Raw genomic sequence first — 16,883 nt, forward strand, 5'->3', positions numbered from 1 at the left:
CAACTTTGTGTGAACACCCGGCCAACGATCGCGGAATCAGCCGTGACCTGCGCGAAACTTCGTCAACCCGGGTTTGGAGTACGTGTCCGCGACCGTACGATTCTCTATGTGAGCGTTCCCCAGGCCGTGCTGCTTGCAGTCCTCGCGGCCGTAGTCGGTCTGGCCGTCGGTGGCCTGGTCATCCCGTACATGAACGCCCGGCAAGCCGAGCGTCGCGCGGCCGAATCCGGCCTGACCATGTCGCAGGTCCTGGATCTGATCGTGCTGGCCTCGGAGAGCGGCATCGCCGTGGTCGACGAATATCGCGACGTGGTGCTGGTCAACCCGCGCGCCGAGGAACTGGGCCTGGTCCGCAACCGATTGCTGGACGAACGCGCCTGGGCGGCGGTGGAGAAGGTGATCGCCACCGGCGAGGATGTCGAGTTCGACCAGACGCTGAAGAATCCGCTGCCGGGCCGCAACAGCATCGCCGTGCGTGGTGTCGCCCGCCCGCTCTCGCGCGGCGATTCGAACTTCGTCGTGCTGTTCGCCGACGACGACTCCGAACAGGCCCGCATGGAGGCCACCCGTCGCGATTTCGTCGCCAACGTCAGCCACGAGCTCAAGACCCCGGTCGGCGCGATGAGCCTGCTGGCCGAGGCCATGCTGGAGTCGGCCGACGATCCGGATTCCGTGCGGCATTTCGGGCGGCGACTGGTCAACGAGTCGAACCGGATGGGCAAGATGGTCACCGAGCTGATCGCGCTGTCGCGGCTGCAGGGGGCCGAGAAGCTGCCGCAACTCGAGGCGGTCGACGTCGACACCGTGGTCAATGCCGCGATCGAACGGTCCCGCACCGCCGCCGAGGCCGCCGGAATCACCGTCAGCACCGATGCCAACAGCGGGCTGGAAATCCTCGGCGACGAAACTTTGCTGGTGACCGCGCTGTCGAATCTGGTCGAGAATGCGATCAACTATTCGCCGAAGGGTTCGCACGTGTCGGTGAGCCGATCGCTGCGCAACGGCCACGTCAATATCGCCGTCACCGATCGCGGTATCGGCATCGCCAAGGAAGACCAGGAGCGGGTCTTCGAACGTTTCTTCCGCGCGGACAAGGCACGTTCGCGTGCCACCGGCGGAACCGGACTCGGGCTGGCTATCGTCAAACACGTGGCCGCCAATCACAACGGGGAAATCACGTTGTGGAGCAAATTGGGCACCGGTTCCACGTTCACGCTGCGTATTCCCGCGGTCGAATCAGGCAACCAGAATTCCGCCGGCCCGGCGGAGAGGAAGAGCCCCACCGCAATCGGGGTGGGCAAGAACGACGATGGTCCGCGCCGGCGGACCGGACAAAACGGTGTGGAGGCAACCCGATGACCAGTGTGTTGATCGTCGAGGACGAGGAGTCGCTGGCCGATCCGCTCGCGTTCCTGCTGCGCAAGGAGGGCTTCGAGGTCACGGTCGTGGGCGACGGGCCATCCGCGCTGTCGGAATTCGACCGCTCCGGCGCCGACATCGTCCTGCTGGATCTGATGCTGCCCGGGATGAGCGGCACCGATGTGTGCAAGCAGTTGCGCACCCGCAGCAGTGTGCCGGTGATCATGGTCACCGCCCGCGACAGCGAAATCGACAAGGTGGTCGGCCTGGAACTGGGCGCCGACGACTACGTCACCAAGCCGTACTCCTCCCGCGAGCTGATCGCCCGCATCCGGGCGGTGCTGCGCCGCGGCGCCGGGGAGGAGATGGACGGATCCGGCGAGAGCGGCGTCCTCGAGGCCGGGCCGGTGCGCATGGATGTGGATCGCCACACCGTGCAGGTCAACGGCAAATCGGTGACGCTGCCGCTGAAGGAATTCGATCTGCTCGAATACCTGCTCCGCAATTCCGGCCGGGTGCTGACCCGCGGCCAGCTGATCGACCGCGTCTGGGGCGCCGACTACGTCGGCGACACCAAGACCCTGGACGTTCACGTCAAGCGGCTGCGATCGAAGATCGAGGCCGATCCGGCCAAGCCCGAACATCTGGTGACCGTGCGCGGGCTCGGGTACAAGCTCGAGGCCTGATTCCGCCGGTACGAGAAAGCCGCGAGGCCCGACGGGCTCGCGGCTTCTCGGTATCGACGTAACGCTGCCGACGGTCCGGTCAGACGACGTGCACCCATGCGATGCCGATCTGCGGCAGCTCCTGCTTCTGCAGCTGGAACCAGCCGAAGTCGTCACGCTGCCAGCAGTCGTCCAGCGGCGCGGTGTCGTCGTGGCAGGCGATCGGCTTGGAGGTGCCGTAGGGGCTCACGATGACCTGCTTGCCGGTGTCCTTCGCCGACAGCGCCGCCGGGTCGTTGTAGGCGACGAAGTTGTCGTTCTGCAGCGAGTAGTGAGCCGGATCGACGGCCGGGTCGGCCTGCGCGGCGGGAGCCAGCGTCAGGGCCGCGCCGGCGGCGAGAGCAGCAGTAGCCAGGAATTTCCTCATCATGACCTACACCTATCACGGGTATGTGAAGCGCGCATGGCGAGCCGATGACCGTACAGCGGTACTTCACAATTCCCGCGGCGCCGCCGCGGCCGAAAGATATGCGCCGATCGCGGCGACGGATTCGGCGAGAGCCTGTCGCACCGTCGCGTCGGCGACCTTTTCGTCGGGCCCGACCATGGTGCCGAGCACCGTGATTCGCCGGCACGCCGATTCGATTTCCACCGCGCCGACATATCCGAGAACCGTGCGCAGCGAGGTGATCGCTCCTTCACCGCGACCGGGGGCCGCTACCGAAATCCAGGCCACCGGTTTCTCGTGCAGATCCGCGCTGCCGACGGTCCACTCCAGCAGATTCTTCAGACTGCCGGGAATGAATCCCGCGTATTCGGGCGCGCAGAACACCACGGCATCGGCGGCCGCAAGTCGGTCACGCACGGCCCGCACCGACGGCGGCGCGGGCTGATCGCCGGGAACGAAGGCGGGAATCTCGACCAGCCCGGTGAACAATTCCGTGGTGAACGCCGGCGCGGCGATATCGGCGAATGTGCGCAATGCGGCGGTGTTGGTGGAGCCCGGCCGGGTACTTCCGGAAATCAACAGGATCCGGGGCACACCCGGGCGTGATTCCGGCACGGAATCGGTTCCCGCGGATTCGGGCTCGCCAACGGAGGACTCGGATGCCGGCGTACCCGGCGCGCTACCCATATTCGTACGAAAGGGGTTGGCGGATCAGATATTCCCGTCCGGGTCCGTGTCCGCCTTCTCCCGGGCGGCGGTCGTCGCCGGGTGCACCGCGATCAGTCCCAGCCCTTCGCGCCGGCGGCAGTGCCGGGCCAGTTCGTCGTAGGCCGGCTGCCCGATCAATTCGATCAGTTCGGGCGCGTAGGACTGCCAGACCGGGCGGCTGCCGACATGCGCGTCGGGCGAGCCCGAGCAGTACCAGTGCAGATCCAGCCCGCCCGGGCCCCAGCCGCGCCGATCGTATTCGGTGATGGTGGTGCGCAGGATCTGTTCGCCGTCGGGCCGGTCGACCCAGTCCTGAGTGCGCCGGATCGGCAGCTGCCAGCACACCTCGGGCTTCACCGTCAGCGGCTCGATGCCCTTGCGCAGCGCCATCGTGTGCAGGGCGCATCCGATCCCGCCGGCGAAACCCGGGCGGTTGAGGAAGATGCAGGCGCCCTCGTAGCGGCGGGTGCGGATGGCCGGCTCGTCGTCGAGCTCGTCCTCTTCCAGATACAGCTTCTTGCGAATCTTGCCGTCGCGATCGCGCGCCTCGTCCATCAGCTGCCAATCCTGCGGCGTGAGCATCTTCACGGCCTTGGCCAGCTTCTTGCGATCGTCGTCGTCGGAGAGGAACGCGCCGTGTGAACAGCAGCCGTCGTCCGGACGGCCCTCGATGATGCCCTGGCAGGCGGGCGTGCCGAAGACGCAGGTCCAGCGCGACAGCAGCCAGGTGAGATCGGCCGCGATCAGATGCTCGGCGTTTGCCGGATCGACGAACTCGATCCACTCCCGCGGGAAGTCGAGATCGACCTCCGGCGCCGGATCGACTTTCGCCGCTGGTCGCAGCCCGGTCGGCGCCGTGTCCGGCGAGAAGGGGGTGGGCGCGGATGCTCCTGCGGTCACATCGCCAGACGCTAACAGCTTTAGCGCTCGAGCCCCAGTTCCGGGCCGGTCCGATGAGGGGAGTTCCGATTCGTCCTCCGGTGCCTCCACCGACCCCGGTACCGTATTCATGTGCGGCTCGGTGTTCTCGATGTGGGTAGTAATACCGTCCACCTGCTCGTGGTGGACGCGCATCGGGGTGGGCACCCGATGCCGATGAGCTCGACGAAGGCCACCTTGCGGCTGTCGGAGAATATGGACGACAGGGGCTGCATCACGCCCGAGGGCGCGGCCAAGCTCACCAAGACGATCACCGAATTCGCCAGTATCGCAAAGACTTCCGGCTGCGTGGAGCTGATGCCGTTCGCGACCTCGGCGCTGCGGGAGGCGGCCAATTCCGATGCCGTGCTGGACCAGATCCGCTCGCGTGCGGGTGTCGATCTGCGGGTGCTCTCGGGTGTCGACGAGGCCCGGCTGACGTTCCTGGCGGTGCGGCGCTGGTACGGGTGGAGCGCGGGACGCATTCTGAATCTCGACATCGGCGGCGGATCGCTCGAGATGAGCAACGGCTGCGACGAGGCGCCCGATGCGGCGTTGTCGCTGCAGTTGGGCGCGGGCCGGCTGACCAGGGACTGGCTCAACGGCGATCCGCCGGGTAAGCGCCGGGTGGCGGTGCTGCGGGACTGGCTCGACGCCGAGTTGGTGGTACCGGCCAAACAGCTGCTCGCGGTCGGGCGTCCGGATCTGGCTGTCGGCACCTCGAAAACCTTCCGCTCGCTGGCCCGGCTGACCGGAGCCGCCCCTTCGGCCGCGGGACCGCGCGTGCGGCGTAGTCTCACCAGTTCCGGTCTGCGGCAGTTGATCGCATTCATCTCTCGGATGACCGCCGCCGATCGCGCAGAATTGGAAGGTGTCAGTTCCGACCGGTCCCAGCAATTGGTGGCCGGCGCACTGGTAGCGGAGGCGAGTATGCGGGCGTTGTCCCTGGATACGCTCGAAATCTGCCCGTGGGCGCTGCGCGAAGGGCTGATCCTGCGCAAACTGGATACCGACCTGGGCGGCGACCCAGGTCCGGGTAGTACTCGGCCCATCGGTGTGCCGGGCCCGACCGAGGCCGTATCGGGATGATCGATGCGGGAAGCGGTCAATCGGAGAGGATCCGTCGTGAACGGCAGGAGCGGAGGCGGCAGCCCGGCGTCACCGCGCCGCGAGCGGTTCACGACCGAAAGGAGCCGGCATGAGTGAGGATTCGACCCAGCTGTCGGTCGCCGAACTGCTGGCGCGCAACGGCCAGGGAGTTCCGGCGTCGGGCGGCGGACGCCGGCGCAGAGGCGGCCGCGGCATCGCGGTCACCGACCTGACGGGCGACCTGCCGGCGGTCCGGGAGGGCTCCTCCTCGCACGCCGCTCCGGAGTCCGAGCCGGAGCCGGAACCGATGCCGGACTTCCAGCTCTCGGTACCCGGGTACGAAGCCGAATCACCGCTGTCCGGCCCGATCAGTTTCTACGATCCCCTGGCCGCCGCCCCGGAGGCGCCGAGCGCGCCGAATTCCTGGGAGCCGACGGGGTACGCGGCGAACGGCTTCCAGCCCAGCTCGTTCGACTCTCCGGGCGGATACGGCTCCTCGCCGGACTTCGGCGCGGCCCCCGGATTCGACGCTCCCGGATACGGCGTTCAGCCCGATTCCACCCGGCACGCCGCGCCGGAGGGGGCGCCGGCCCCGTTCGGCGCGGATTCCGCACCGGCGCCCACCGGTCGCCGCGCTCGCCGCGAACTGCGGGAGGCGCTGGCCGAACGGGAGGCGGCGGGTTCGTTCGCCGCCCCGGAGACACCGGTGGAGTCCGGTCGGCCCGGGCGCCGGCATCGGCCGGATCCCGACGAGAGCAACACCGTGATGGTGCCGCCGTTCCAGGGCGGAATGGGAACCGACCGCACACCGCCCACCGCGGCCTGGGCGCCGCCGCGCGCGCCCGAAACCCCTTCTCCGCACCGCGAATTCGGCGCTCCGGCAGGTCGTGAATTCGGTGCGCCCGAGCTCCCGACACCGGGGCGCGCCGATCTGCCGCGCCGCAACGGCACGAAGCCGGGACGCGACGGGGCCGATGCACCCGCGGGCGGCCGCAACGGCGCCGACGCACGTCAAGGACTTCCGGCATGGTCCGCGCGGCGGCGGCCGGGTGCTCCGGCTCCGGCTCCCCGGGATTTCGGCGAACCCGAACCCGGCGGCCACGAGGACGAGCCGGCCGGGGACCGGTCGCCGGGATGGTCGCTGGCCGCCCGTGAGCAGCCGCTGCTGTCCGGGCAGACCGTTGCCGGAGATCTGCTGCGCGATGCTGGAGCACGCGAGGAGCGGCGCGGGTCCGATGCGCGCCGGGATCGTGGGCCGCGTCGCGGGGTGATCGATCTCCTCGATCCGGCCGAGGCGCGCACCGAGTTCTACGCACCGGTCGAGCTCGACGAACCCGAGGACGACTACGACGACGATCTGCTCGACGACGAGGAGGTCGAGCCGACCCCGCGCCGACGCCGGGCCGCCTCGCGCAGCTTCTCCCTGCGCGACAAACTGCCGCAGCTGAGCCGGCCGGCTCCCCGCCGGCCCGCTTCCCGCCGCGGCTCGGTCGACGATCTCAACCGGCGGCAGTGGATGATCCTCGGCGGTCAGGCCGTCGGGGCGGCCGTCGCGGGAATGTTGCTGTTCAAGGGCTTCGAGCAGATGTGGGACGTCATGCCGTTCCTGGCCCTGGTGTTGGCGATGGTCGTGATTCTCGGTCTGGTGGCGCTGGTCCGCGTGCTGCGCCGCACCGACGACATCCTCAGCACGGTGATCGCGGTCGTTGTGGGCATCTTCGTGACGCTCGGACCGCTAGCCTTTCTTCTCAGCACGAACTGAGCAGGGAGCAGCAAGTGGGGCACAGCGATCAGGTGGGGACCACCGTTCAGGTGGGATTGTCGACGGCGTCGGTCTACCCGGAGAATGCCGAGGCGGCGTTCCGGTATGCCGCGGAATTGGGTTACGACGGCGTGGAATTGATGGTCTGGGCCGAACCGGCCAGCCAGAACATCGCCACCGTTCAATCGTATGTGCGCCGGTACGCGGTGCCGGTGCTGGCGGTGCACGCGCCCTGTCTGCTCATCTCACAGCGGGTGTGGGGCGCCGACCCGGTGGCCAAACTCGAACGCAGTGTGCGGACCGCGGAGGCGCTGGGGGCGGCGACCGTCGTGGTGCACCCGCCCTTCCGCTGGCAGCGGCGTTACGCGGAGGGCTTCGCCCAGCAGGTGGCCGAACTCGAGGACAGCAGTCCGGTCGTGGTCGCGGTGGAGAACATGTTCCCCATGCGCGCCGACACCCTGTTCGGGCGCCGCTCCGGGTCGGCGCGCCGGCTGGAACGCCGTGGGGGACCGGGACTTTCGGTGACGGCGTTCAGTCCGTCCTACGATCCGACCGACACCGGATTCCGGAATTACACCCTGGATCTGTCGCATACCGCGACCGCCGGGATGGATGCGCTGATGCTGGCCGAACGCATGGGCAGCGGTCTGGCGCACCTGCACCTGGCCGACGGCCGCGGCGCCGCCCACGACGAACACCTGGTTCCCGGCGAGGGTGGGCAACCCTGTGTGGAAGTGTGTGAATCGTTGGTGCGCAACGGTTTTCGCGGCCACGCCGTGATCGAGGTGAACACTCAGAACGCACGGACCACCGCCGACCGCGCGGCGATGCTGGGGCGAGCGCTGCGGTTCGCGCGCACACATCTGAACAACCTGCAGCCGGCGCCGGGGCGGGAACCGACCCGGCAGCGTTGATCGGCCGGGTCGATCGGCTTCCGCCGTACAGCTTCGTCACACCCGGTAGGGAATCATGCGGCCGTCCGGCAGACTTATACGGTGTACGAGCCGGGCCGGAACCGGCTGGGCACACGGAGAGGAGCGGCGGGTGACGGACCTGGCGGTCGAGACGGTACGACCGGAACTGGACGACGCACCGTTCAGCCGCGTGTGCGCGGTGACCGAGGTGGAGACGTCCGCGGAGCTCGCGCGGTATCGCGGCGTCATCGATCCGGTGTGGACGATCGGCAAGAAGCTGCACGGCGGCACCATGGTCGCCTCGTCGGCGGCCGCTGCCACGACCCGGTTGCGCACCGCGCACCCCGATCTGGCCGCGATGCTCCCGATCGCGGCGAGCACCGATTTCCTCGGCGCCCCGGACCCGGGCGAGGTCGAGTACGTGGTCCGTATCCGCAAGACGGGCCGCCAGATCTGCCTGGTCGACGCCGATCTGGTCCAGGACGGTCGCACGCTGGTGCATTCGGCGTTCACCTTCGGCCACCTCGACGACGCGGAACCGGCCTATCGGCGCGAGGTCGTGGCGGATATGCCGCCGGAGCCGCCGGCCGACGCCCTCGGCTACGACGCACCGGATTCTCCGATGGGCCGGCTGGTCAACGTCTCGCGCGGCGCCTCGGTGGCGATCGATCCGTCCTGGGCGCGGTTCCTGTCCGGCGAGCGCGGCGAGCCGCGGCTGCGCCTGTGGATCCGCCCGCGGGCCACCGACGGCAGCGACCCGGACGTCGCCGCGTATTTCGCGATGATGGCCGGCGATATGAGCCCGCCGGTGCCGATGAATATGGGCCGGTTCGGCTGGGCCCCGACCGTGCAGCTCACCACCTATCTGCGGCGTCGTCCCGCGCCGGGCTGGCTGCGGGTGATCGCGACCGCCCACGAAATCGGCGAGCGCATGTTCGACGAGGATCAGCTGGTGCTCGACAGCACGGGCGCGGTGGTGGCACAGACGCGCCAGCTCGCGCTGATTCCCCTTCCTCGCTGACCGCACTGCCCCGCTGATCGCCCCTGCCCCGCGTCGGCCGTCGCGCACGGATAGCCTTGGGCCTCATGACGAGAATTGCGGTGATCGGTGGCGGACGGATCGGCGAGGCGTTGATTGCCGGGCTGCTCGAGGCCGGGCGGCCGGGTAAGGATCTGGTCGTGGTCGAGACGGTGACGGCCCGCGCGCAGGTGTTGAGCGAGCGGTTCGGCATCCGAGTCACCGACAGTCTGGCCGAGGCCGCGACGGGTGCGGACGTGCTGGTGGTCGCGGTGAAGCCGCACGATGTCGACGCCGTGCTGACCGAACTGGGCAAACTCGAACTCGACAACGATCGCGATCAGATCCTGGTGTCGCTGGCCGCCGGCGTGACCACCGCCCGGGTGGAGTCGAAGTTGCCCGCCGGATTCCCGGTCGTGCGGGTCATGCCGAATACCCCGATGCTGGTCGGCCAGGGCATGAGCGCGATCGCTGCCGGCCGTTACGCCAAATCCGCCGAGCTCGATACGGTCTCGGAGCTGCTGGGTGCGGTCGGCAAGGTCGTCACCGTCGCCGAGAGCCAGATGGACGCGGTGACCGCGGTGTCCGGCTCGGGGCCCGCCTACTTCTTCCTGGTGGTCGAGGCCATGGTCGAGGCCGGTGTCGGCCTGGGGCTGACCCGGGACGTGGCCACCGAACTGGTGGTGCAGACCATGCTCGGCTCGGCGGCGCTGCTGGAGGAATCCGGTCAGGATGCCGCCGAGTTGCGTGCCGCGGTGACCTCGCCGGCGGGGACCACCGCGGCGGCCGTGCGCGAGCTCGAGCGCGGCGGCGTGCGCTCGGCGTTCTGGGAGGCGCTGCATGCGGCCAAGCGCCGCTCGGTCGAACAGGGGGCAACCGGCGAGTAACCGCGGAGTGGCCGCCGGGTGTGACGTGACATCCGCTGGTGACACTGCTATTTCTCCCACCCGTCGCAGCAATCCCACTGGTAACGCTAAGCTCGGGGGAGCACGTGCGTGTCTGTTCCGCCGGTGGGGAAGCCGGCGGCGCGGACGTGCCGGAGGTCAGTGGTGCAATGATGTCTGGAAACAGCTCTGCGAGTTCCGGTCCTGTCATCGGCGGTGGAGGAACACAGTTCCTCACCGTTGCCGAGGTGGCGAATCTGATGCGGGTTTCCAAGATGACCGTGTATCGGCTGGTTCACTCGGGAGAACTACCCGCTGTCAGAGTCGGTCGATCGTTCCGGGTACACGCCAAGGCGGTGCACGACTACCTGCAGACGTCGTACTTCGACGCCGGATAGCAGCGTGCGAACGCCGGTCGGCGGTGTCGGCGACCGGGCACAGCGGTGCCCGTTTCGTTCGCCGTGGGTTGGCCCGGTACGATGAACCACCGTTGTGTTACCCGCTGCCGATCTGGGTCAGGTCGGGAGCTGAACACTGGTTGCCAGGCGGCCGCCGAGCGAACCGGAAGATGGGCGTACGTAACCGGCGTGCGTGCCGAGGGTAGAGAGAGAACGCGAGGAACAACCCTATGGGTTCTGTGATCAAGAAGCGCCGTAAGCGGATGTCGAAGAAGAAGCACCGCAAGCTGCTTCGCCGTACGCGCGTGCAGCGTCGCAAACTCGGCAAGTAAACTGCACTACTTACACGCTGGAAATTAGCTGGAAGCCCGCCACCGTTTGGGGTGGCGGGCTTTAGCATTTGTTTCCGGTGACTGAAGTCATCGTTAGATCCTGGTAAATACTCTCGGCCGCCTCCGTAACAGCCGCTACTCTGGTGAGCGGAACTAGCCAAGCAGGGGTGCACAGGTGGGATTCGGCGTGGGTTCGGATATGCGGGACGGGCGTACGGCTGGCCGCGACGACCAGCCGCCCAGAGTCGTTCTCGTCACCGGCGCGAGCCGCTTCTTCGGCGGCAATGTCGTCACTCGGCTGGCGGCCGATCCCGCGATCGAACGCGTCATCGCCGTCGACGCTCGCATGCCGAGCCGCGATCTGCTGCGCCGGATGGGGCGCGCCGAGTTCGTTCGCGCCGACATTCGAAATCCGTTGATCCGCAAGGTGATCGACGGAAACAAGGTCGACACCGTCGTGCATCCGGCCGTACTGTCCCGCCCGCCCGCCGGTGGCGGCCGGGCGGCGATGAAGGACTACAACGTCTTCGGCGCCATGCAGTTGATGGCGGTCTGCCAGAAGGCGCCGAGTGTGCGCCGTGTCGTGGTCCGCTCCTCCTCGGCGGTCTACGGTTGCGGTCCGAAGGATCCGGCGAAATTCACCGAGGAAATGAGTGCGCGCACGCCGCCGAAAGGCTGGTTCGCGCGCGACATGATCGAGGTCGAGGGATTCGTCCGCGGAATGGCGCGCCGGCGTCCGGATATCGCCGCGGCAATCCTTCGATTCGCACCGATAGTGGGGCCGCGTCTGGCGGGCCGGGGCGTGCAGTATTTCCGCTCCCCGATCACGCCGACGATCTTCGGCCGCGACCCCCGCATGCAGCTGTTGCACGAAGAGGACGCGATCACGGTGCTGGCGCATGCCGCGCATTCCGCACCCGGCGGCACCTTCAATGTCGCCGGTGACGGAGCGCTGGCGTTGTCGCAGGCCATCCGCCGTGCGGGTCGCGTCGAACTACCGGTACCGATGAGCGTTTTTCAAACGGTCGGCCGGTCGTTCATGGGCCCGGTGATGCGTGAGTTCACCACCGAGCAGGTCGATTACTTCCACTTCGGCTGTGGATTGGACACCACGAGAATGCGTACCGAACTCGGCTTCGCACCGCGTTGGACGACGGTGCAGGCGTTCGACGACTTCATCGGGGGCGCAGCGTTGCGGCCCGTCATCGATCCGCGGTGGATCGACGCTGCAGAAAACAGACTCCTCGGCCTCGTCGGGGCCGGGACAGGAGCACATCGATGAACGACGTGGCCAAAGTCATTCACCTGCACGAGACGGATTTCGAGGCCCGGCCGCGCCCGGCATCGCGGCGCTGGCCGGAGTCGGCCCTGCAGCCGGTGACCTCGCTGACCGAGCGGCTGGCCGAATCGGCGGCGCCGCGCTCGCTGGGTGATCTGGTGCGGGGTGCGGTGGCCGACGGTATTCGCAATACCGCCGATTTCGCCCGCCGCCGCCTCACCGGGGACTACCAGGTCGATGAATTCGGGCGGGACGAACATCTGCTCGAATCGGTCATCCTTCCGAGTCTGCGGCCACTGTCGGAGCTGTGGTTCCGGGTGGACGTCAACGGCATCGAGAACCTCCCGTCCTCCGGTGGTGCGCTGGTGGTCTCCAATCACGCCGGCGTGGTGGCACTGGACGCGCTGATGCTGCAGCTGGCCGTGCACGACCGGCACCCCGCCCACCGGTCGCTGCGCCTGCTGGCCGCCGATCTGGTGTTCGAGACGCCGGTGGTCGGCGGGCTGGCCCGCAAGGCCGGCCATACCCTGGCCTGCCCGGCCGACGCCGAGCGGCTGCTGCGGTCGGGCGAGGTCGCGGGCGTGTTCCCCGAGGGCTTCAAGGGCATCGGCAAGCCGTATTCGGAGCGCTACAAGCTGCAGCGCTTCGGTCGCGGCGGATTCGTCTCGGCGGCGGTGAAAACCGGCGTGCCGATCATTCCGTGCTCGATCGTCGGATCCGAGGAGATCTATCCGAAACTCGCCGATATCAAGCCGTTGGCACGCCTGCTCGGATTGCCGTATTTCCCGGTGACTCCGACATTTCCGCATCTGGGACCGCTGGGCGCGATCCCGTTGCCGTCGAAGTGGACCATCGAATTCGGCAAGCCCATCGCGACCGAGGATTATGCGGCCGAGGCCGCCGACGATCCGATGACGATGTTCGAGGTCACCGATCAGGTCCGCGAAACCATCCAGCAGACGCTCTACAAACTGCTCGCCAAGCGGCGTAACCCGTTCACCGGCTGACCGGGAAAGCCGGTGGAAGACCGAGCCTCCCCGCCGCGGCGGGGAGGCTCAGCCGTGTTGTTCGCGCTTGCGGGTGAGCACGGCCGCCGCCGCGCCACCGGCCGCACCCAGCGCCAATGCGGTGGGCACGCCGATCTTGGCGGCCTTGCGCCCGGTGCGGAAATCCCGAATCTCCCAGCCGCGATTCTTGGCGACCTCACGCAGGTCCGAATCCGGGTTGATCGCCACCGCGGTACCGGTCAGCGAGAGCATCGGCACGTCGTTGTGGCTGTCGGAATAGGCCGTGCAGCGCTTGAGATTCAGACCCTCGCGAATGGCCAGCGTGCGCACCGCATGTGCCTTGCCCAGGCCGTGCAGAATGTCGCCGACCAGCCGTCCGGTGAAGACTCCGTCCACACTTTCGGCGACCGTGCCCAACGCGCCGGTCAACCCCAGGCGTTTCGCGATGACCTGTGCGAGTTCCACCGGTGTCGCGGTCACCAGCCACACCTGCTGACCGGCGTCCAGATGCATTTGCGCCAGCGCGCGGGTGCCGGGCCAGATCTTGTCGGCGATGATTTCGTCGTAGATCTCCTCGCCCAGCGCGGCGAGTTCGGCGGTCGAGCGGCCGGCGATGAATGACAGCGCCTTTTCCTTACCGCTGGCCATATCGCCCTGGCTTTCCTTGCCGGTGACCCGGAATTTCACCTGCTTCCAGGCCATATCGACGAGGTCGGAGGTCTTGAAATATTTCCGCGCCGCCAGGCCGCGCGCGAAGTGCACGATCGAGGCGCCCTGCACCATCGTGTTGTCCACGTCGAAAAATGCCGCAGCGGTCAGGTCGCGCGGCGGGCGCGCATGCGGCGGCAATTCCGAGTCGGCTTCGGCGCCATAGGTTTCGGCCAATTCCGCGTCGTGCAGCGCGAGGGCGGCATCGGCACTGGCCTCACCGGCGAGGTTGGCGCGTACCTCCTCCTCGCTGGGCCCGAACGGGCTGCGCGCGATCCGCGTGAGCTGATCCGACAGCCCCTGCCCCCAGCGCGCCGGGAATTCGCCGAACCTGCCCGCGATGAAGCCCGTCCTCGCATCTTTCGATCGTTCCGGCACCAGTACCTCCGCCCGTTCGCGCGAACACTCCAACATTAGCCGAGTACAGCGTTGTCCCGACGGCTGCTCGGCGATGTGTGCTCAGCGACTCAAATCGGCCCGCAACCGGGATTCGTCCACGTCGAAGTAGCTGTGTTCACGGCCGTCGAGCAGTACCACCGGCAACCGGTCGCCGAACTCGGCGCGCAGCGACGGATCGGTGGCCGCCGCCGCGTCCACATCGACGGTCGCCGGTTCCAGCCCGAAGTCGGCGCAGATGGCGCGCAGTTGCGTCAGTGCGACCGTGCACATACCGCAGCCCTCGCGGGTCAGCAAAGTCACCGAATGCGTGGCAGTACTCATATCGCCATTAAATGCCACCGTGCCGACAGACCTGCGATTAGCCGCGAATCGCCGGATTCGCGCGGGAAATCACCGGTCCGGCGTGCCTGCCCCGAAGCCGGTGCTCCGCGGCGGTTGAATGTGAGCAGGCATTCGTGAAGCCGACGAGTGGAGAGTGACTGAATTCACCGACTTTGTGCAGGGCTTCACAAGCGGTTACGGTGGTGACACGCGACCCGCCTGCTTCTGGCGGCGGACGCAACCGCACCCCTGTGTACCCATACCGATCCGATACCGATGCCCGTGCCCGGTGTCGGCGGCGGACCAAGCGAGAACCCGGACACTACCCCCCGGCCGGACGAGGAGCCGAACGACGTGACAGAGCAGCATGAGACGCCAGGTGGCGTCTCCGGCAGAGCTCTGAACAGCGTTTCCGGCAAATCCATCAACAAGGACATCCCGCAGGCGACGGTGACCCGCTTGGCCACCTACCTCCGAGTGCTCGCCGTCCTGGCCGACGAGGGTGTGCTCATCGTATCGAGTGAAGAACTGGCTGTCGCGGCGGGTGTCGGTTCGGCCAAGCTTCGCAAGGATCTATCCTTCCTCGGCCCCAACGGGGTTCGCGGCGTCGGCTACGACGTGGCCAAGTTGCGCAACCGCATCGAGGGCGTTCTCGGCCTGGCCGACGGCCATCGGGTGATCCTGGTCGGCGCCGGGAATCTGGGCCGGGCGCTGGCCGGTTACGGCGGATTCTCGCGGCGCGGATTCACCATGGTCGGCATCTTCGACAACGATCCCGCGGTGATCGGCGCCTCGGTCGCAGGGCTGCGGGTGCTCGACACCGCCCGGCTGCGGGCCGCGGTCGCCGAACTCGCCCCCACGATCGCGGTGGTCACCGTTCCCGATGCCGCGGCCCAGGGCGTCTGCGACGAACTCGTCGCCGCCGGGGTGCAGTGCATTCTCAGCTTCTCGCCGGTGAACCTGGCGGTTCCGGCCACCGTGGAGGTCCGCCGCGTCGACCTCGCCGTCGAACTGCAGATGCTGTCGTTCGAGCGCGCCCGCAGCGCGGAACTCGAGGCATCCGAGCCGCCGGCGACCGAGCGCGTCGCCGCGGGGGAGACCGTGCACGCGGTATCCACCCCGATCGGACGCCGGATGGCCGGACGCGCGGCCCACCAGCCCACACCCCACAAGACAACCTCGCATTCGGCAACGGAGCCAACCAGCAAGGGATCGGTGGTCGCACCATGAGTGTGCTTCTCGTCGGAATTTCGCATCGCAGCGCTCCCGTGGCGGTGCTGGAGAAGGTGGCGGTCACCGAGGAGGACCGGCCCAAGCTGACCGATCGGATGCTGGCCTCCCAGCACATCTCCGAGGCGATGATCGTCTCCACCTGCAACCGGGTCGAGATCTACGCCGTGGTCGACGCCTTCCACGGCGGCCTGGCCGAGGTCGGCGATCTGCTGGCCAAGCATTCCGATCTGCCGCTGCCCGAACTGACCAAACACGCCTACGTGCGCTACAGCGAGGCGGCGGCGGAACATCTGTTCGCGGTCGCCAGCGGTCTGGATTCGATGGTCGTCGGCGAGCAGCAGGTGCTCAGCCAGATCCGCTCGGCCTACGCCGCCGCCGACGCCCAGCAGGCCGCCGGGCGCACCCTGCACGAATTGGCCCAGCACGCCCTGCGCGTCGGCAAGCGGGTGCATTCGGAGACCGGGATCGACCGCGCGGGCGCCTCGGTGGTGTCGGTCGCCTTGGAGCGCGCCGCGAACGTGCTCGGCGATCTGGCCGGCCGCACCGCGGTCGTGGTCGGCGCGGGTGCGATGGGCGGGCTGTCGGTGGCGCATCTGGCTCGGGCCGGAATCGGCAGAATCGTCGTGGTCAACCGCACTCTCGAGCGGGCCCAGCGGCTGGCTCACACCGCGACCACCATGCACGGCGCACCGGCGACCGCGATGGAGCTGTCGAATCTGGTGAACGCCATGGCCGATGCCGACATCGTGATCACCAGCACCGGCGCGGTCGGTTCGGTGGTGAGCCTGGCCGACGCCCACCGGGCGCTCAACGTCTCCCGCGCCGGACATCAGATGGTGATCTGCGATCTGGGCCTGCCGCGCGATGTGGACCCCGCGGTGGCCGGGCTGCCCGATGTCACCGTCATCGACATGGAGACGCTGCAGCGCGATCCCGCGGCGGGTGCGGCGGCCGACGACACCAGCGCCGCGCGCGCCCTGGTCGCCGAGGAACTCGCCAAATATCTGTCCGGCCAGCGGATGGCCGAGGTGACCCCGACCGTCGCGGCCCTGCGCCAGCGCGCGGCCGAGGTGGTCGAGGCGGAGCTGATGCGGCTGGAATCCAAACTGCCCGACCTCGGCGATCCGCAGCGCGAAGAGGTGGCCCGCACGGTGCGCCGGGTGGTCGACAAACTGCTGCACGCCCCCACGGTGCGGGTCAAGCAGCTGGCCTCGGCGCCCGGCGGCGGCAGCTACGCCGAGGCGCTGCGTGAGTTGTTCGAATTGAAACCCGGTGCGGCACAAGCTGTTGCGGCGCCGATGGAAATCGCCACGCTCGGCGGCGAACTGGCCGACGACTTCACCACGAGCCATCTCGGAGACGAACAGGGGCATCCGCAGTGAGCGCTGATACGGCCACCGCATTCGGGGGCGCGGCCACCGGGGTCGACACCCAGGAGCAC

Annotated in this window: 18 protein-coding genes; 13 read left to right on the forward strand and 5 right to left on the reverse strand. The window is 68.2% G+C overall.

What is annotated here, in order from left to right:
- Positions 1-108: 108 nt before the first annotated feature.
- Positions 109-1,359, forward strand: a complete 1,251-nt coding sequence (locus tag NA3_RS29620; RefSeq protein ID WP_062967232.1) for a sensor histidine kinase — start codon at positions 109-111, stop codon at positions 1,357-1,359.
- Complete coding sequence (locus tag NA3_RS29625) at positions 1,356-2,045, forward strand: response regulator (RefSeq protein ID WP_030516181.1); 690 nt, start codon at positions 1,356-1,358, stop codon at positions 2,043-2,045. Before NA3_RS29620 ends, NA3_RS29625 begins: the two co-directional genes overlap by 4 nt.
- A 79-nt stretch (positions 2,046-2,124) precedes the next feature.
- On the opposite strand, the gene NA3_RS29630 is transcribed toward NA3_RS29625, so the two are convergent.
- The 3 genes from NA3_RS29630 to NA3_RS29640 form a co-directional block, all read right to left on the reverse strand.
- Positions 2,125-2,454 carry a hypothetical protein gene (locus NA3_RS29630; RefSeq protein ID WP_062967233.1) on the reverse strand — a complete coding sequence of 110 codons (330 nt, stop codon included), beginning with the start codon at positions 2,452-2,454 and terminating at the stop codon, positions 2,125-2,127.
- A gap of 63 nt (positions 2,455-2,517) precedes the next feature.
- Positions 2,518-3,087 (reverse strand): NADPH-dependent FMN reductase, encoded by a 570-nt coding sequence (locus tag NA3_RS29635; protein ID WP_062967235.1) that lies wholly within the window; start codon positions 3,085-3,087, stop codon positions 2,518-2,520.
- A gap of 96 nt (positions 3,088-3,183) precedes the next feature.
- A complete protein-coding gene (locus NA3_RS29640; protein WP_062967311.1) occupies positions 3,184-4,023 on the reverse strand; it encodes a DUF3109 family protein in 840 nt (279 codons plus the stop codon).
- 168 nt (positions 4,024-4,191) lie between these two features.
- Between NA3_RS29640 and NA3_RS29645 the strand changes: the two genes are divergently transcribed.
- The 9 genes from NA3_RS29645 to NA3_RS29680 all read left to right on the forward strand — a co-directional run bounded on the left by NA3_RS29645 (position 4,192) and on the right by NA3_RS29680 (position 12,781).
- Positions 4,192-5,187 carry a Ppx/GppA family phosphatase gene (locus NA3_RS29645; RefSeq protein ID WP_062967237.1) on the forward strand — a complete coding sequence of 332 codons (996 nt, stop codon included), beginning with the start codon at positions 4,192-4,194 and terminating at the stop codon, positions 5,185-5,187.
- Positions 5,188-5,296: 109 nt separating this feature from the next.
- A complete protein-coding gene (locus NA3_RS29650) occupies positions 5,297-6,949 on the forward strand; it encodes an Rv0497 family membrane protein (RefSeq protein WP_062967239.1) in 1,653 nt (550 codons plus the stop codon).
- 50 nt (positions 6,950-6,999) lie between these two features.
- Positions 7,000-7,863 carry a sugar phosphate isomerase/epimerase family protein gene (locus NA3_RS29655; protein WP_062967313.1) on the forward strand — a complete coding sequence of 288 codons (864 nt, stop codon included), beginning with the start codon at positions 7,000-7,002 and terminating at the stop codon, positions 7,861-7,863.
- Positions 7,864-8,029: 166 nt separating this feature from the next.
- Complete coding sequence (locus NA3_RS29660; protein ID WP_372464301.1) at positions 8,030-8,884, forward strand: thioesterase family protein; 855 nt, start codon at positions 8,030-8,032, stop codon at positions 8,882-8,884.
- Positions 8,885-8,949: 65 nt separating this feature from the next.
- The gene (proC, locus tag NA3_RS29665) at positions 8,950-9,768 is read left to right on the forward strand and encodes a pyrroline-5-carboxylate reductase (RefSeq protein ID WP_062967241.1); all 819 of its coding nucleotides are present in this window, start codon (positions 8,950-8,952) and stop codon (positions 9,766-9,768) included.
- Positions 9,769-9,935: 167 nt separating this feature from the next.
- Positions 9,936-10,163: a helix-turn-helix domain-containing protein gene (locus NA3_RS29670; protein ID WP_030516190.1), complete on the forward strand. Its 228-nt coding sequence runs from the start codon at positions 9,936-9,938 to the stop codon at positions 10,161-10,163.
- A 230-nt stretch (positions 10,164-10,393) separates the two neighbouring features.
- The gene (locus NA3_RS36370; RefSeq protein ID WP_003402602.1) at positions 10,394-10,495 is read left to right on the forward strand and encodes a 30S ribosomal protein bS22; all 102 of its coding nucleotides are present in this window, start codon (positions 10,394-10,396) and stop codon (positions 10,493-10,495) included.
- A gap of 199 nt (positions 10,496-10,694) precedes the next feature.
- The gene (locus NA3_RS29675; protein ID WP_062967317.1) at positions 10,695-11,777 is read left to right on the forward strand and encodes an NAD-dependent epimerase/dehydratase family protein; all 1,083 of its coding nucleotides are present in this window, start codon (positions 10,695-10,697) and stop codon (positions 11,775-11,777) included.
- On the forward strand, positions 11,774-12,781 hold the full coding sequence (locus tag NA3_RS29680) for a lysophospholipid acyltransferase family protein (protein ID WP_062967243.1): 1,008 nt from the start codon (positions 11,774-11,776) through the stop codon (positions 12,779-12,781). The genes NA3_RS29675 and NA3_RS29680 overlap by 4 nt, the downstream gene beginning before the upstream one ends.
- A gap of 48 nt (positions 12,782-12,829) precedes the next feature.
- Here NA3_RS29680 and NA3_RS29685 read toward each other — a convergent pair whose 3' ends face one another.
- Both NA3_RS29685 and NA3_RS29690 read right to left on the reverse strand, forming a co-directional pair.
- On the reverse strand, positions 12,830-13,867 hold the full coding sequence (locus tag NA3_RS29685; RefSeq protein WP_372464288.1) for an HAD family hydrolase: 1,038 nt from the start codon (positions 13,865-13,867) through the stop codon (positions 12,830-12,832).
- A gap of 81 nt (positions 13,868-13,948) precedes the next feature.
- Complete coding sequence (locus NA3_RS29690; protein ID WP_030516194.1) at positions 13,949-14,209, reverse strand: glutaredoxin family protein; 261 nt, start codon at positions 14,207-14,209, stop codon at positions 13,949-13,951.
- Positions 14,210-14,563: 354 nt separating this feature from the next.
- Between NA3_RS29690 and NA3_RS29695 the strand changes: the two genes are divergently transcribed.
- Together NA3_RS29695 and NA3_RS29700 are read left to right on the forward strand one after the other, a co-directional pair.
- Entirely contained in the window at positions 14,564-15,439 is an 876-nt protein-coding gene (locus NA3_RS29695) for a redox-sensing transcriptional repressor Rex (protein ID WP_062967320.1), read from the forward strand.
- Positions 15,436-16,824, forward strand: coding sequence for a glutamyl-tRNA reductase (locus tag NA3_RS29700; RefSeq protein WP_062967245.1), 1,389 nt, complete (start codon positions 15,436-15,438; stop codon positions 16,822-16,824). The genes NA3_RS29695 and NA3_RS29700 overlap by 4 nt, the downstream gene beginning before the upstream one ends.
- Positions 16,825-16,883 lie beyond the last annotated feature (59 nt).

Origin of the sequence: Nocardia africana NBRC 100379 (assembly GCF_001612635.1) — a bacterium.
Classification (GTDB): domain Bacteria; phylum Actinomycetota; class Actinomycetes; order Mycobacteriales; family Mycobacteriaceae; genus Nocardia; species Nocardia africana.

Coding starts and splice junctions, on each gene's coding strand:
- NA3_RS29625 (WP_030516181.1), top strand. CDS start 1,356: ATGACCAGTGTGTTGATCGTCGAGGACGAGGAGTCGCTGGCCGATCCG.
- NA3_RS29630 (WP_062967233.1), bottom strand. CDS start 2,454: ATGATGAGGAAATTCCTGGCTACTGCTGCTCTCGCCGCCGGCGCGGCC.
- NA3_RS29650 (WP_062967239.1), top strand. CDS start 5,297: ATGAGTGAGGATTCGACCCAGCTGTCGGTCGCCGAACTGCTGGCGCGC.
- proC (WP_062967241.1), top strand. CDS start 8,950: ATGACGAGAATTGCGGTGATCGGTGGCGGACGGATCGGCGAGGCGTTG.
- NA3_RS29670 (WP_030516190.1), top strand. CDS start 9,936: ATGATGTCTGGAAACAGCTCTGCGAGTTCCGGTCCTGTCATCGGCGGT.
- NA3_RS36370 (WP_003402602.1), top strand. CDS start 10,394: ATGGGTTCTGTGATCAAGAAGCGCCGTAAGCGGATGTCGAAGAAGAAG.
- NA3_RS29675 (WP_062967317.1), top strand. CDS start 10,695: ATGCGGGACGGGCGTACGGCTGGCCGCGACGACCAGCCGCCCAGAGTC.
- NA3_RS29680 (WP_062967243.1), top strand. CDS start 11,774: ATGAACGACGTGGCCAAAGTCATTCACCTGCACGAGACGGATTTCGAG.
- NA3_RS29690 (WP_030516194.1), bottom strand. CDS start 14,209: ATGAGTACTGCCACGCATTCGGTGACTTTGCTGACCCGCGAGGGCTGC.
- NA3_RS29700 (WP_062967245.1), top strand. CDS start 15,436: ATGAGTGTGCTTCTCGTCGGAATTTCGCATCGCAGCGCTCCCGTGGCG.